At 73.9% G+C, this 14,500-nt stretch carries 13 protein-coding genes, 1 other RNA gene and 1 riboswitch; of the genes, 8 read left to right on the plus strand and 6 right to left on the minus strand.

All coding sequences use genetic code 11. The annotated features are described in order from the left end of the window. The first annotated feature begins 183 nt into the window (after window positions 1-183). The 8 genes from SA2016_RS12790 to SA2016_RS12825 all read left to right on the plus strand — a co-directional run bounded on the left by SA2016_RS12790 (window position 184) and on the right by SA2016_RS12825 (window position 8,699). Window positions 184-783: a DoxX family protein gene (locus SA2016_RS12790; RefSeq protein WP_066498635.1), complete on the plus strand. Its 600-nt coding sequence runs from the start codon at window positions 184-186 to the stop codon at window positions 781-783. Continuing rightward, the gene (gene aroA, locus SA2016_RS12795; protein WP_066498636.1) at window positions 780-2,108 is read left to right on the plus strand and encodes a 3-phosphoshikimate 1-carboxyvinyltransferase; all 1,329 of its coding nucleotides are present in this window, start codon (window positions 780-782) and stop codon (window positions 2,106-2,108) included. Before SA2016_RS12790 ends, aroA begins: the two co-directional genes overlap by 4 nt. A 1-nt stretch (window position 2,109) precedes the next feature. Further along, window positions 2,110-3,207, plus strand: coding sequence for a ribosome small subunit-dependent GTPase A (gene rsgA / locus SA2016_RS12800; protein ID WP_066498638.1), 1,098 nt, complete (start codon window positions 2,110-2,112; stop codon window positions 3,205-3,207). Window positions 3,208-3,271: 64 nt separating this feature from the next. Beyond that, window positions 3,272-4,093, plus strand: coding sequence for a histidinol-phosphatase (hisN, locus tag SA2016_RS12805; RefSeq protein ID WP_066498640.1), 822 nt, complete (start codon window positions 3,272-3,274; stop codon window positions 4,091-4,093). 107 nt (window positions 4,094-4,200) lie between these two features. Then, a riboswitch (SAM riboswitch) is annotated at window positions 4,201-4,315 on the plus strand. 29 nt (window positions 4,316-4,344) lie between these two features. Further along, on the plus strand, window positions 4,345-5,745 hold the full coding sequence (locus SA2016_RS12810; RefSeq protein WP_066498641.1) for an aminotransferase class V-fold PLP-dependent enzyme: 1,401 nt from the start codon (window positions 4,345-4,347) through the stop codon (window positions 5,743-5,745). 72 nt (window positions 5,746-5,817) lie between these two features. Further along, entirely contained in the window at window positions 5,818-6,582 is a 765-nt protein-coding gene (locus SA2016_RS12815) for a class I SAM-dependent methyltransferase (RefSeq protein ID WP_066498642.1), read from the plus strand. A 127-nt stretch (window positions 6,583-6,709) separates the two neighbouring features. After that, window positions 6,710-7,975 (plus strand): Nramp family divalent metal transporter, encoded by a 1,266-nt coding sequence (locus SA2016_RS12820; protein ID WP_174835354.1) that lies wholly within the window; start codon window positions 6,710-6,712, stop codon window positions 7,973-7,975. Window positions 7,976-7,985: 10 nt separating this feature from the next. Then, window positions 7,986-8,699, plus strand: coding sequence for a metal-dependent transcriptional regulator (locus SA2016_RS12825; RefSeq protein WP_066498650.1), 714 nt, complete (start codon window positions 7,986-7,988; stop codon window positions 8,697-8,699). On the opposite strand, the gene SA2016_RS12830 is transcribed toward SA2016_RS12825, so the two are convergent. The 6 genes from SA2016_RS12830 to SA2016_RS12855 form a co-directional block, all read right to left on the minus strand. Then, window positions 8,696-9,100 (minus strand): YrdB family protein, encoded by a 405-nt coding sequence (locus tag SA2016_RS12830; protein ID WP_084249500.1) that lies wholly within the window; start codon window positions 9,098-9,100, stop codon window positions 8,696-8,698. The genes SA2016_RS12825 and SA2016_RS12830 overlap by 4 nt on opposite strands. Next, window positions 9,090-10,502, minus strand: coding sequence for an MFS transporter (locus SA2016_RS12835; RefSeq protein ID WP_066498654.1), 1,413 nt, complete (start codon window positions 10,500-10,502; stop codon window positions 9,090-9,092). The genes SA2016_RS12830 and SA2016_RS12835 overlap by 11 nt, the downstream gene beginning before the upstream one ends. 126 nt (window positions 10,503-10,628) lie before the next feature. Continuing rightward, window positions 10,629-10,997, minus strand: a transfer-messenger RNA (tmRNA) gene (gene ssrA, locus SA2016_RS12840). Window positions 10,998-11,118: 121 nt separating this feature from the next. Continuing rightward, complete coding sequence (locus tag SA2016_RS12845; protein ID WP_084249502.1) at window positions 11,119-12,438, minus strand: glycoside hydrolase family 3 N-terminal domain-containing protein; 1,320 nt, start codon at window positions 12,436-12,438, stop codon at window positions 11,119-11,121. Between the two features lie 39 nt (window positions 12,439-12,477). Further along, window positions 12,478-12,948 carry an SsrA-binding protein SmpB gene (gene smpB, locus SA2016_RS12850; RefSeq protein ID WP_066498656.1) on the minus strand — a complete coding sequence of 157 codons (471 nt, stop codon included), beginning with the start codon at window positions 12,946-12,948 and terminating at the stop codon, window positions 12,478-12,480. A gap of 87 nt (window positions 12,949-13,035) precedes the next feature. Next, window positions 13,036-14,496: a M23 family metallopeptidase gene (locus SA2016_RS12855; RefSeq protein WP_066498658.1), complete on the minus strand. Its 1,461-nt coding sequence runs from the start codon at window positions 14,494-14,496 to the stop codon at window positions 13,036-13,038. Between the last annotated feature and the right edge of the window lie 4 nt (window positions 14,497-14,500).

Consider the following 14,500-nt stretch of genomic DNA (forward strand, 5'->3'; position numbering starts at 1 on the left):
CGGCGCCTGCTGGCGCCGCGTTCACCGTGCCCGGGGTACCGCTGACGCAGGCCCGCGGGGCCGCTGCGAGGCGCTCTGCCCGCCGGACACGAGGGAGAACGCGGCGGGAGAAGGAAAATATTCCCCAAAGATGCCAGACTGGGTCGCGTCGGAACACGCCCGAACCCAGCCTCAGGAGGCCCGATGTCCGCAGTCCGATTCCTCGCCCGACCGCTTCTCGGCTCGTCATTCATCGTCGCCGGCGCGGGAAAGCTGAAGAACGCGGATGACACGGCCGAGCAGCTCTCGCCCGTGCTGCGCCAGGCGGCCGATGCCCTCCCGATCCAGGTGGACGAGAAGGTCCTCGCCCGGGCCGTCGGCGCCAGCCAGCTCGGCGCCGGCATCCTCTTCGCGCTGGGCAAGGCGCCGCGGCTGTCCGCCTCCGTGCTCGCGATCACGAGCGCACTGAACACCTTCGTCGAGTGGCGCAGCGCCGACATCAGCACCCCGGCGGGCCGCGAGGCGCGCCGGAGCGGGCTGCTGAAGAACCTCTCGCTCCTGGGCGGCGTGCTGCTCGCGAGCGTCGACACCAACGGGCGGCCCTCCCTGGCCTGGCGCACGCAGCATCTCGCGGCCGACGCCACCAAGGCGGGCCGGCGCCAGTTCGCGGCCGCCGAGAAGCACACGAGCAAGGCGGTCCACCGCGCCGCGCGCCGTGCCGAGCACACCGCCCGGCGGGCGCAGCGCACCGTGCGCTCCGCGGCGAAGGAAGCGGCCAGCGCCGCCTCGGACGTCCTCTCGTGAACCACTGGCCGGCGCCCTTCGCTGACCGGCCGGTCGACGCCACCGTCACCGTGCCCGGCTCGAAGTCGCTGACCAACCGCTACCTCGTGCTGGCGGCGCTCGCCGATGGCCCCTCCCGCCTGCGGGCACCCCTCCACTCGCGCGACTCCGCCCTGATGGTCCAGGCCCTGCGGGTCCTCGGTGCCACGGTGACCGAGGTCCCCGGCGACGGCGAGTACGGTCCCGACCTCGAGATCGTCCCGGCCCCCCGCGGCGCCGACGCCGCCGATCTCGGCAGCGTGGCCGTGGACTGCGGACTGGCCGGCACCGTGATGCGCTTCGTGCCGCCGCTCGCCGCGCTCGCCCGCGGCGTGATCGCGTTCGACGGCGACCCGCACGCGCGGGTGCGTCCCATGGGCCCCGTGATCGAGGGCCTCCGCGGGCTGGGCGTCGACCTCACGTCCCCCGACGGCGGCACGCCCCGCTCGCTGCCGTTCACGGTGCAGGGCACCGGCGCGGTGCGGGGCGGCCACGTCGCCGTCGACGCCAGCGGCTCGAGCCAGTTCGTCTCCGCGCTCCTGCTCGCGGGCGCCCGCTTCACCGACGGGCTCCACCTCGAGCACGTCGGCGGCCCGGTGCCGAGCCTCGACCACATCTCGATGACCGTCGAGGTCCTGCGCGGCGTCGGGGTGGAGGTCGACGACACGGTCCCCCACCACTGGGTCGTCTCGCCCGGCCCCATCCGGGCCTTCGATGTCCGGATCGAGCAGGACCTCTCCAACGCGGGCCCGTTCCTCGCCGCGGCCCTCGCCACCCGGGGCACCGTCCGCGTCCCCAACTGGCCCGAGCACACCACCCAGGTCGGCGACGCCTGGCGCGAGATCCTCCCCCGCCTCGGAGCCGAGGTGACCCTCGACGCCGGCACCCTCACCGTCCGCGGCGGGGAGCGCATCACCGGAGCGGACCTGGCCGACACGAGCGAGCTCGCCCCGACGGTCGCGGCGCTGTGCGCGCTCGCCGACTCGCCCTCGCGGCTCACCGGCATCGCGCACCTCCGCGGGCACGAGACGGACCGGCTCGCGGCGCTCGTCGCCGAGATCACCCGGCTCGGAGGGGACGCCGAGGAGACCGACGACGGCCTCGTGATCCGGCCCGCCCCGCTGCACGGCGGCGTGGTCCGCTCCTACGCCGACCACCGCATGGCCACCGCCGGCGCCATCCTGGGGCTCGCCGTCCCCGGGGTCGAGGTCGAGGACATCGCCACGACGTCCAAGACCATGCCGGAGTTCCCCCAGATGTGGGCGCGCATGCTGGGCCAGCACGCGCAGGCGGGAGCCGGCTCCTAGCATGGGGCAGCGCGAGTGGGACGAGAGCGACGTCCGCGTCCGCCCGAACAAGCGTGGCAGCCGTCCGCGCACCAAGGACCGGCCGAGCCACGAGGACGCCGTCGTGGGCCGCATCGTCACGGTGGACCGCGGGCGCTACACGGCGGTCCTCGACGAGGACACGCCCCAGGAGCGGGTGGTGATCGCCGCACGGGCCCGGGAGCTGCGCCGCACGCCCGTGGTGCCCGGCGACTTCGTGGGCCTGGTGGGCGACGTCAGCGGCCGGCCCGACACCCTCGCACGGCTCGTCCGCATCGAGGAGCGCTCGACCGTCCTGCGGCGCAGCGCCGACGACACGGACCCGGACGAGCGGGTCGTCGTCGCGAACGCGGACCAGCTCGTGATCGTGGTCGCCGCTGCCAACCCCGAGCCCCGCACCGGCTTCATCGACCGGGCCCTCGTCGCGGCCTACGATGCCGGGATTGAGCCACTGCTGCTCGTGACGAAGGCGGACCTGAAGGATCCGGCCGCGCTCCTGGCCAACTACCGGCTCCTGCCCCTCACCGTCGTCGTGAGCCGCACCGCCGAGGAGCCCGCAGAGGGCGCCCAAACCGAAGACGGCGCCTCGGCCCGGCTCGACGACGAGGCCGTGGAGCGGCTCCGCGCCCAGCTCGAGGGCCACGTGACGGTACTGCTCGGCCACTCGGGCGTGGGCAAGTCCACCATGGTCAACGCGCTCACCGGCGCCGACCGCGCCACCGGCGGGGTCAACGCGGTGACCGGGCGCGGCCGGCACACCTCCTCCTCGGCGCTCGCGCTGCGCCTCGCCGACGCCCCGTCGGGCAGCTGGATCATCGACACTCCCGGGATCCGCTCGTTCGGGCTCGCCCACGTGGACCCCGACCGGATCCTGCACGCCTTCGCGGACCTCGAGCCGGGCATCGAGGCATGCGAACGCGGCTGCCGGCATGACGCCGCGGCAGTGGGCTGCGGCCTCGACGCGTGGGTCGCCGGCGGGCACGCGGGCGACGCCGGCCCGGCCCGCCTCGCGTCGCTGCGCCGCCTCCTCGGGGCCGGCCCGCGGGAGGAAGCGCAGGACGAGAAGGAACTCGGCGTCTAGGCTGTGCTCCCGTCTCGGCTGTGCCTCGCGGCCGGCGCGCGCCCCAGGGGATAGCGTGGGGTCCATGACCTCAGTGACCGAGACCTCGTACAACGACGACCTCCGCCTCGCCCACGTCCTGGCGGACTCGGTCGACGCCCAGACGATGGAGCGGTTCAAGGCCCTCGACCTGAAGGTGGAGACCAAGCCGGACCTGACCCCGGTCACCGACGCCGACCGCGCCGCCGAGGAGGCGATCCGCGGGCAGCTCTCCCGCTCCCGGCCCCGCGACGCGGTGGTGGGCGAGGAGTTCGGGACCACGGGCCACGGGTCCCGCCGCTGGATCATCGACCCGATCGACGGCACCAAGAACTTCGTCCGCGGCGTGCCCGTGTGGGCGTCCCTGATCGCCCTGGCCGACGGCGACGAGATCGTGGTCGGCGTGGTGAGCGCCCCGGCCCTCGGCCGGCGGTGGTGGGCGGCCAAGGGCACCGGCGCCTACACGGGGCGCTCCCTCGCCTCCGCCACGCGGCTGAAGGTCTCCGACGTCTCGAAGCTGCAGGACGCATCGCTGTCCTATTCCTCGCTCTCGGGCTGGAAGGAGCGCGGGAGCCTCGAGGACTTCCTCGGCCTCACCGACGAGGTCTGGCGGACCCGCGCCTACGGGGACTTCTGGTCCTACTGCCTCGTCGCCGAGGGCGCCGTGGACATCGCCACAGAGCCCGAGCTCGCCCTCTACGACATGGCCGCCCTCGTGCCCATCGTCACCGAGGCGGGGGGCCGCTTCACCTCCCTGGACGGGCAGGACGGCCCGTGGGGCGGCAATGCGCTCGCGACCAACGGGATCCTGCACTCCGAGGTGCTCGGCAAGCTGAACCCCGGCCGCGACGACCTCCTGCCGGACTGACGCGGGCCCCGGCAGCCGGCCCGCGCCCCGTCACCGTTCGTCACACTGACCCGCTGCGCGCCGCCCGGCGTGCGCGGCCCTCCCGCGTGCCCTAGGGTCTTTGCCAAGGTCACGAGTGCCAGCGCGAAACCCCGGTTTGCTGGCCGGCAACCCTCCCAGACGCGGCGGGGTGCCCCGGGTGACGACCGGGCCGGTCCGGAACGGATGCGGCAAGCGCGGACCCGAGGGTCCCTCGCCTGTGAGGAACGCCGATGAGCACTGTCCTGTCCCCCACCGCCGACGCTGCCGAGCTGAGCGCGCGGTACCCCGACGCGCTCGAGCCACTCGCCGCCGTCGTCGGCGCCGACCTCGCCGCGCCGCTCGTGACCGGCGGGAGCGTCCGGTACGCCAATCTCGACTACGCGGCCTCCGCCCCGGCGCTGGCCGAGGTCGCCGACCACCTCACCGAGGTGCTGCCCTTCTACGCGAGCGTGCACCGCGGCGCCGGCTACGCCTCGCAGATCAGCACGAGCGTCTACGAGAACGCGCGCGGAACCGTGCGCGCCTTCGCCGGGGCGAGGCCGGACGACGCGGTCGTGTTCACGCGCAACACCACCGACTCCCTCAACCTGCTCGCCGGCTGCGTCCCGCCCGGCCTCGACGTCCTCTACCTGGACATCGAGCACCACGCGAACCTCCTGCCCTGGCAGGGCCGCCCGCACCGCAGCGTCGTCGCCGCGGACACGGTCGCCGAGACGCTCGAGCGCCTCGGCGCAGAGCTCGCCCACGGCGGGGTGGGCCTCCTCGCCGTGACCGGGGCCTCCAACGTCACCGGGGAAGTCCTCCCCCTCGCCGAGCTCGCCGCCCTCGCCCACGCCCACGGGGCCAGGATCCTCGTCGACGCCGCCCAGCTGGCCCCGCACCGCCGGATCGACATGGCGGGGGACCCCGGAGCCGTCACGGGCATCGACTACCTCGCCTTCTCGGGCCACAAGCTCTACGCCCCCTTCGGCAGCGGCGTGCTCGTGGGCCGGCCGGACTGGCTCGACGCCGGCCGGCCGCACCTCGCCGGCGGCGGCGCCGTCAGCGAGGTCCGCCTCGAGTCCGTGGCCTGGGCCACCGGGCCGGCCCGGCACGAGGCCGGCTCCCCCAACGTCCTCGGCGCGGCGACGCTCGCCCGCGCCGCCGAGGTCCTCGGCGCCCTGGACCCCGTCGCGTGGACCCGCCACGAGGAGCAGCTGCGCGCCGCGCTCGTGGACGGCCTGGAGGCGATCGACGGCGTCGGCGTCCACCGCCTCTTCGCCGACGCGCCGTCGGCGATCGGCGTGGTGAACTTCTCGATTGCCGGCTACGACGCGGGCCTCGCGGCCGCCTACCTCTCCGCAGAGCACGGCATCGGCGTGCGGGACGGGCGATTCTGCGCCCATCCTGCCCTGACCCGGCTCGGGCTGCCGGCGGGCTCCCTGCGGGCCAGCTTCGGCGTCGGCTCCCGGCTCGAGGACGTCGAGCGGCTCGTGGCAGCGGTCGGGCAGCTCGTCGAGGCCGGGCTGGGCATCGACTACGCCGTCGACGCCGGGCGATGGGTCCCTGCCCGGGACACCCGGCCGTTCCCCGCCTGGGCGCCCAACACCCCGGGCACCGCGGGGGCGGCGCCGTGCAGCCTCGGCGAGTGAGCGGCGTCGTCCGCACGCCCTAGGGGCCGCGCCCGACGTAGAGTGGGGAGCCGGAATCCTCGAAAGGAACTGATGGGACGGGGCGGGCCGAAGTTCGACGACGCGCGGCGGCGCGAGCTCGCCGGGGCGTTCTCCGCCGGCGGCGAGCACTACGAACGGGTCCGCCCCGGCTACCCGAGGGAGGCGGCCGACTGGATCGTCCCGGACGGCGCGCGCACCGCGGTCGATCTCGGGGCCGGCACCGGCAAGTTCACCGAGCTGCTCGTGGCCCGCGGCCTCGCCGTGACCGCCGTGGACCCGTCCGCGGACATGCTGGCCCAGCTCGCCGCCAGGCTCCCCTCGGTCACGTGCGTCGCTGCCCCCGCCGAGCGGACCGGGCTGCCGGACGCCTCCACGGACGTGGTGGTCGCCGCCCAGGCCTGGCACTGGTTCGACCCGGCGGCCGCGACCCGCGAGGCGGCCCGCCTCCTCCGTCCGGGCGGCCGCGCCGGGCTCGTGTGGAACCAGCTCGACACGCGCATCCCCTGGGTCCACCGGCTCTCGCGCATCATGCACGCCGGCGACGTCCACAAGCCGGACTACCACCCGCCGTCGGGCCCGGAGCTGCACGGCTGGGAGCCGCTCGTGATCGCCTGGGAGGACCCGACCACCCCCGAGGGCATCGTGGAGCTGACGAAGTCCCGCAGCTACTACCTGCGGGCCTCCGAGAAGAACCGGCGCAGGGTCGAGGACAACCTCGCCTGGTACCTCTTCGAGCACCTCGGCCACTCCGCTGGCGAGCCCCTCGCCCTGCCCTACATCACCCAGGCGTGGCGCGCCACGGAGGCACCGCGCTGACGCCGGTGCGCAGCACCTTGCCGCACGCAAGCGCAGCCCGTAGTGTTTAGGTGTACCGAAAACTTATGTTTGGCGCGTCTAAGTGCCAGGCAGGCGCTGGCGAGGAGGCCGGTCGAGGGTGGACAGGGTGCTGAAGGCGCAGCGCACGGCCGCGGGCCGCTCCCGCTGGCCCCTGCTCCTCGGGGCCCTCGGACCGGCGTTCGTGGCCTCCGTGGCCTATGTGGACCCCGGCAATGTGGCGGCGAACCTGACCGCAGGCGCCCGATACGGCTACCTGCTCATGTGGGTGCTCGTCCTCGCCAACCTCATGGCGATGCTCATCCAGTACCTCTCGGCGAAGCTCGGCGTGGTCACGGGGCGCACGCTCCCCGAGCTGCTGGGAGCCCGCCTGAGGCCCGGACCCCGCCGGCTCTACTGGGCGCAGGCCGAGATCGTCGCGCTCGCCACAGACCTCGCCGAGGTGGTGGGCGGCGCGCTCGCGCTGCAGCTCCTGTTCCGGGTCCCGCTCCCCGTGGGCGCCGTCATCGTCGGGGTCGTCTCGATGGGGATCCTCGCGATCCAGGATTTCCGCACCCAGCAGCGGTTCGAGCTGGCGATCGTTGCCCTCCTCGCCGTCATCGCGCTCGGCTTCCTCGCCGGCCTCGCCGTCAGCGCGCCCTCCCCGGCCGCCATGGCCGGCGGGCTCCTTCCCCGGTTCGACGGCCCCGACTCGGTCCTGCTCGCCGCCTCCATGCTGGGGGCCACCGTCATGCCCCACGCGATCTACGTCCATTCGGCGCTGTCCCGCGACCGCCACCGCGGCGACGCCGACGGCCACCCGGGCGCCCCGGCCATCCGGCGGCTCCTGCGGGGGACGCGCGTGGACGTGGTCATCGCCCTCGGGGTCGCGGGCGTCGTCAACATCGGCATGCTCCTCCTCGCAGCCTCCACTCTCGGCGGCACCGAGGGAACGGACTCGATCGAGGGGGCGCACGCGGCGATCGAGAGGGCGCTCGGCCCCGCCGTTGGCATCGTCTTCGCCGTGGGGCTGCTCGCCAGCGGCCTCGCCTCCACCGCCGTGGGCTCCTACGCCGGTGCGACGATCATGCAGGGCCTGCTCGAACGCCGCATTCCCCTCGTCCTCCGCCGGGCGATCACGCTGGTCCCGTCGGTGCTGGTCCTCGCCCTCGGCGTGGACCCCACGTGGGCCCTCGTCGTGAGCCAGGCGGTCCTGAGCTTCGGGATCCCGTTCGCCCTCGTCCCGCTCATCCGGCTCAGCACCCAGGCCGCCGTGGTCGGCGAGCACACGCTGCGGCCGCCGCTGGTGGTCGCCGCCTGGCTCAGCGCGGCGCTGGTCATCGTGCTCAACGTCGCCCTGCTCTGGCTCACGGCCGGCCCCCTGCTCGGACGGTAGGGTGGATGGCGTGAAGAGCCAGCTCTCCTCCTCCACCGAGGACTACGTGAAGACGATCTATGCCTTCACCGAGTGGCAGGACGCCCCCATCACGTCCTCGCAGCTCGCGGCACGGCTCGGCGTGGCGAACTCGTCGGTGTCCGAGATGGTGCGCAAGCTCAAGGACCTCGGCCTCGTGGACCACCGCCCGTACGGCGCGGTGCGGCTCACCCAGGAGGGCCGGCGCGTGGCGCTCACCATGGTCCGGCGGCACCGCCTCCTCGAGACCTTCCTGGTCAGCGAGCTGGGCTACAGCTGGGACGAGGTCCACGTCGAGGCCGAGCTGCTCGAGCACGCGGTCTCCGACCTCTTCGTCGAGCGCCTGGCCGCCAAGCTCGGCAACCCTGCCCGCGATCCCCACGGGGACCCGATCCCGACGGCGGAGGGGACCGTGCCCCGCATCGACGCCCACCGCCTCAGCGAGCTCGATCCCGGCCACACGGGACGGATCGCCCGGATCAGCGACGAGAACCCGGATCTGCTCCGCTACCTCGCCCAGGAGAGGATCTCCCTCGACACGGACGTGACGGTGGTGCGGCGCAAGCCGTTCGGCGGCCCGCTCGTGGTCCGCATCGACGAGGGCGACGGCTCGCGCGACTTCGACGTTGCCGACGAGGTGGCCGGAGCGGTGTGGGTCCGGAACGGGCCGCCCCACGCGGGCTGTGCCCTCGAGCCCGGCTCCTAGTACTTCCGCTGGAGCCAGAACGCGAGCACCGTATCGGCCAGCGCCAGCACCGCCAGGACGAGGCCCAGCGGCTGCCCGCAGGCCGCGGCGGCCAGCCCCGCCGCCGCGAACGCGGCCAGGCCCACGAGCGGGCGCCGGGGCCAGGAGATCCTCCGCCGCGCCTTCGGCGCCATGAACAGGCCCCACGCGACCGCGAAGGCGCCGGCCAGGACCAAGCCCGCGACGGCACCGCCTGCCGCGGGGGCCAGCCTGCTGCCGATGTACCAGAACGCACCGAGGGCGGCGACCTCGAGGAGGAACGCGAGCGCCGCGTGCAGCATCCCCCACGGGCCGCCTGGCGCCTCGGGGCCCGGTGCGGCGGGCCGGCGGCTGTCCCGGCGGCGCGTGGCATCAGAGGTCATGGCTGTCCCTCCCAGAACGTGTTCGGTCCCCCCGTGCCCTGATCCTAGCCGCGGGGATGCCCACCGCAGAGGTCGCCGCGGCGGCGGCGAGCAGGAGCGCCGTCGCCGCAGCCCCGCGGCGGAAGCCCACGTCGTCGAGCACCCCTCCGACGATCGCCCCCGAAGCGGCGATCGCCACGAGGGACGCGATGCGCGCGGCGGCGTTGTTCACCGCGGAGCCCACGCCCTCCGACCCGGCGGGCACGGCCCCGAGGACGGTCGAGGTGAGCGGGGCGACCATGACCGCGAGGCCGAGCCCCAGGAGCACCATGGGCCCGAAGACGTCCCGCCAGTACGCCAGCGGCGGCGCGGCGAGGGCGAGCCACACGAAGCCCGCGGCAGCGGTGGCCGGACCGGCGGCCATCGGCAGCCGCGGACCAGTGCGCCCGGTCAGCCGGGCCACCGTGCCCGAGAGCAGGAGCATCGGCACCGTGGCGGGCAGCATGCCGACGCCGGCCGCGAACGCCGTCAGGCCCATCCGCTGCTGGAGGTAGAGGCCCACGAGGAACGCACCGAGCCCGAGGGCGCCGTAGGCCCAGACGGTGGCCACGTTCCCGGCGGCGAAGGTGCGGTTGCGGAACAGGGCCAGCGGGAGCTGGGGCGAGGCGGTACGGCGCTGCCGCGCGACGTAGGCGCCGACGGCCGCCGCCCCGACCGCGAGCGGGCCGAGGACCAAGGCGCTCGCCCATCCCAGCGTGGTCTGCCAGATCAGCCCCAGGACGATTCCTCCCAGGCCCACCACTCCCATCACGGCGCTCGCCAGATCGAACGGCCCGGGCTGGGGCGGCCGCGGGGACGCGTCGCGCCGCAGCACGGCCAGCGGGCGCGCCAGGACGGCGGCGGGGACGAGATTGACGAGGAACACGAGCCGCCAGCTGCCGAGCGTCACGAGGGCGCCGCCGAGGAACGGCGCCGCCACGGAGGCCGCCGCCGTCCACGCCGTCCAGCGGGCGATGAGCCGGAGCCGGACCGGGCCCTGTGCGGACGCCGTGATGAGCGCGAGGGCACTCGGGGTGATGAGGGCGCCCGCCGCCCCCTGGAGCACCCTCGCGCCCACGAGGAACCAGCCCGCCGGCGCGAGGCCGCAGGCCAGGGACGTCAGGGTGAACGCCGCGGTGCCCACCGCCAGCACGCGCTCGGTGCCGAACCGGTCCGCGACCGCCCCGGCGGCGAGGAGCAGCGAGCCGAGGGTGAGCAAATAGCCGTCCACGACCCACTGCTGGAGCAGGAGTCCGCCGCCCAGCTCGCGCTGGATCGCCGGCAGGGCGAGGCTCACCCCCGAGGAGTCGATGATCACGAGGCAGCTCGAGGTCACGGCCGCGAGCAGCACGCGGCGCAGGCCGGCCGCATCCGGGACGTTCACAGGGCCATCCTGCCCGCGATCGCCGGCCGGGACGAGGTCTGGGCCACGAAACCCTGGCACCGCCGGCGCCGCGGGCATTAAACCACGGCAGCGGCCCATCCGTGGTGGATGGGCCGCTGCCGTGCGGGGTGGAGATGGGGGGAATTGAACCCCCGTCCGGTGCGGTTTTGCCAGGTATTCTCCGGGCGCAGTGTGCGTCGGGATTTCTCGGCCCCAGCCATCATGCACACCAGTGGCTGACCCGGGCCCAGTCGCCTTGAAGTCCCAGCAGCTCCGACGACGAGAGCTGCCAGCAGTGGCTATCTAATCGACGCCAGGATCCGGGACGATAGCAATCCCGGGCTGACGGACTTGCTCGCTACTTAGGCAGCGAGGGCGAAGTCAGTGCGCTTAGAGTTGGCACTTATTGGTTTACAGAGAGCGTTGACGAGATGACTCTGCATCCTCGGCCCGCTTCCCCTGTCTCGACCTACACCGTCGAAACCGATCATCCCCGTATGTGGTTGTCAAACCGCCCCGGCCTGGACCGGGACCCCGTCGGCGAACCGCCGGAACAGCCAGTATAGCGCGTGGGCCGCCGCGGATATTCCCACGGCCCGCACGGAGGTCACCGTCGTCACCGGGGAAGCAGGCCGGCCCGGTCCTTGGCCTCGAGCACGGCCAGTGCGGCGGCGTCCACCGCGGACGCGAACCCGCGGTCCGCCTTGGCGCGGGCCACCATCCCGGCCCAGACCCGCGGGGCCAGCTGCTGGTCGGTGCAGAGCGCCATCGTGCCGCCCGCGGCGAGGAAGTCCGCGCCCCGGTCCTCAGGGGCGGTGGCGGAGAGCTGGACGGCGTCGCAGAGGTCGTCCGAGACGACGATGCCGCGGAAGCCGAGGTCGCCGCGCAGCATTCCCCCGATCACCGTCGGCGAGAAGACCGCATCGTGGCGCGGATCGATCTCGGGATAGGAGGCGTTGGAGAGCATCACCCACGGCACCCCGGCCCGGACCGCGTCCGCGAAGGGCGCGACGAAGGGATCGTGCCGCCCGGTTGTGGAGTCCGTGACCCCGGAGGCCGTGTCGGTGTTCGCCGTGACGCGCCCGAGGCCCGGGAAGTGCTTGGGCACGGCGATGAGGCCGGCGTCGGCCATCCCCTGCGCGAAGGCGATGCCGTGGGCGGAGACCGCCGCCGGCGTGTAGCCGAACTCGCGCTGGAAGTGGCCGATGGGCGTGTTCTGCGGCGCGAAGGCCGCCGACGGCACGGTGTCCATGACCGGGGCGAAGTTCACGTCCACCCCTGCGGCAGCCAGCTCGCGGCCCCATCCGGCGGCCGCGGCCCGCAGGTCCGCGGGCGCCATGCTCCCCTGCGCGAGGGCCGAGGGCATGTCGGAGAATCCGGGGCCGCGCAGCACCTGCACCTGGCCGCCCTCCTGGTCGGTGGCGACGAACTGCCCCACGCGCCTGGTCGCGGCGTCGGTGGCCTCGGCCCTGATGCCCCGCACCACGGCGGAGATGGCACCGACCCCGGCGGTCGAACGGCCCTTGAGGAAGACGTTGCCGATATGGAGCCGGCGCATCGCGTCGAGGGCCGCGGCGTCCGGGCCGGCGGCCGGGGAGCTGACCATGATGATCTGCCCCACCCGCTGCTCGAGGCTCATTGACGCCAGGATCTGGGCCGCGCGGCTCCCGGCGGGACTCGGCGCCGTGCTCGGGCCGGGCGCGGACGACGCCGGTGGCGCGCCGACGGCAGTCCGGGTCGCGGTCGGCGTCGGCTGGCTGCTGGTCCCGGAGGGCGAGGCGGAGGGCGGACCGGCGGTCCCCTCGGAGGGGGTCGGCGCCAGCCCGGCCGTGGGGCCGGCGAGGAGGCGCGGGAGGACGAGGGCACCGGCAACCGCGAGCACGGCGACGATGCCCGCCGCGACCGCGGCCCAGGTCTTCCAGTTCCTGTGCGGCATGGCCTGTCCCCAGCGCCCTTCCTTCAGCGGAGGTCCCCCTCAGCGGCGATTGCGGGCCCGCATGGCGCGCAGGGCCTCGCGCTTGTCCTGCGCCTCGCGGAGGGCGTGGCGCTTGTCATAGTCCTTCTTGCCTCGTGCCAGCGCGATCTCGACCTTGGCGCGGCCGTCGCTGAAGTACACCTGCAGGGGCACCACGGTCAGGCCCGATTCATTGACCTTGTGCTCGATCTTGGCCAGTTCCTCCCGGTGCAGCAGGAGCTTGCGCTTCCGCTTGGAGGGGTGGTTGGTCCAGGACCCCTGGCTGTATTCGGGGATGTTGACCGCTTCGAGCCACAGCTCGCCGCGGTCAAAGTGGCAGAAGCCCTCGCCGAGGGAGATGTGGCCCTCGCGGAGGGACTTCACCTCGGTGCCCATGAGGACGAGCCCGGCCTCCCAGGTGTCCAGGACCTCGTAGTCATGCCGGGCCTTGCGGTTGGTGGCCACGACCTTCCGGCCACTTTCTCTGGGCACGGCGGCGCTCCTTGGGGACTCGGTGATCGGCGAGGATCAGGACGGACATTCGCGCCGGCGCGGGGGCGCGGCACGGGACCTACCAGTCTACAGCAGCCCCATGGGATCGACGGGCTGGCCGTTGAGCCAGGTCTCGAAGTGGGCGTGGCATCCGGTCGAGTTGCCGGTGCTGCCCGAATAGGCGATGACCTGCCCCTGGCTCACGTGCTGGCCAGGCGACACGACGACATTCGTGTTGTGGTAGTAGACGGTCGTGAGGGAGTTCCCGTTGACCACGCCGTGGGAGATCATGACGGTCCACCCGCCTCCGCCGGTGGTCCACCCGCCCACGGTGACGGTCCCGGCCGCGGCGGCATGGACCGGGGTGCCGCACGCGGCGCCGAAGTCGATGCCGGTGTGCATGTAGCCGCCGGTCCCGTAGAAGTCGATGGTGCCCGGGGGCGTGGCACGCCAGCCGAAGCCCGACGTGATGGGGATGTTGCCGTCGAAGGGGTGGATCAGCCCGAACGCGGACGGGGTCACCGGGGCCGCCTGCGCCTGGCGCGTCTGCTCCGCGGCCTGGTTGGCCGCCGCCTGGGCCGCGGCCTCGGCGGCGGCCTGCGCCTGGCCGGCGCGGATGGCGGCCTGGCGGGCCTCTTCGGCCCGCTGGGCGGCGATGCGCCGCTGCTCGGCCTCCCAGGCCTCGCGCAGCCGGCGGTCGCGGTCCTGGATCTGGGCCGCGACCTGGTCCTGCTGGGCCTTGACGTCGGCGATCTGCTGCTGGATGGCGGGCTTCTGCGCCTCGAGCTCCTTGCTCAGGCGGCTGGTGTCGTCGACGAGCTTGTCCACGGCCGCCTTCTTCGACGCGGCGTCGTCGCGGGCGGCCTGCTCCTTCTTGAGGGCCTCGTCCGCCTTGCCCTTGAGGTCCTTGATCTGGGCCTCGACGGCCGCGAGCCGGGCCTGGGAGTTCACGTTCGCGGCGTTCTGCTGCGCGAGCTGGTCCAGGGCCGTGTTCTGGGACTCCATGACGGTGTCCGTGAGGTCGAGCGAGCCCGTCAGCGAAGTCTGGTTGCCCGAGCCGAGCATCAGCCCGACGTTCGAGGGCACGCCGCCGGACATGTAGGACTCACTCGCGATCTCGCCGATGAGCTTCTTGGTGCTGTCCATCTTGCCGCGGTCGCTCGCGAGCTGCTCGGTGATCTTGGCCTTGCTCTGCTGCGCGGCGTCGACGCGCACCGCGAGGGCGTCCACCTCGTTGGTCGCCGCTGTGACGCGGTCCTGCGCGTCGAGGAGTGCCTGCTGGGCTCCGGGGAGCCGGGCCTGGTAGGTCGCGAGGTCCGCCGCGGTCTGCTGGATCCGGCCGTCGAGGAACTCGAGCGATTCCTTGACCTCCTGCGCGCGCTGGTCCAGCTGGGCCTTCTGGTCGTCGAGGTTGTCCGCCCGCGCCCCCGAGCCGGCCAGTGTGAGGGTGACCACGAGCATCGCCGCGGCCATGAGCCCGGTGCCCCGACGGAACGCCCTACGGCTTCCCCCCGGCCACGGGGCGCGTCGTGTGGTGACCGCCTGCATCCTT

This window comes from Sinomonas atrocyanea (genome assembly GCF_001577305.1).
In the GTDB taxonomy this organism is placed as follows: domain Bacteria; phylum Actinomycetota; class Actinomycetes; order Actinomycetales; family Micrococcaceae; genus Sinomonas; species Sinomonas atrocyanea.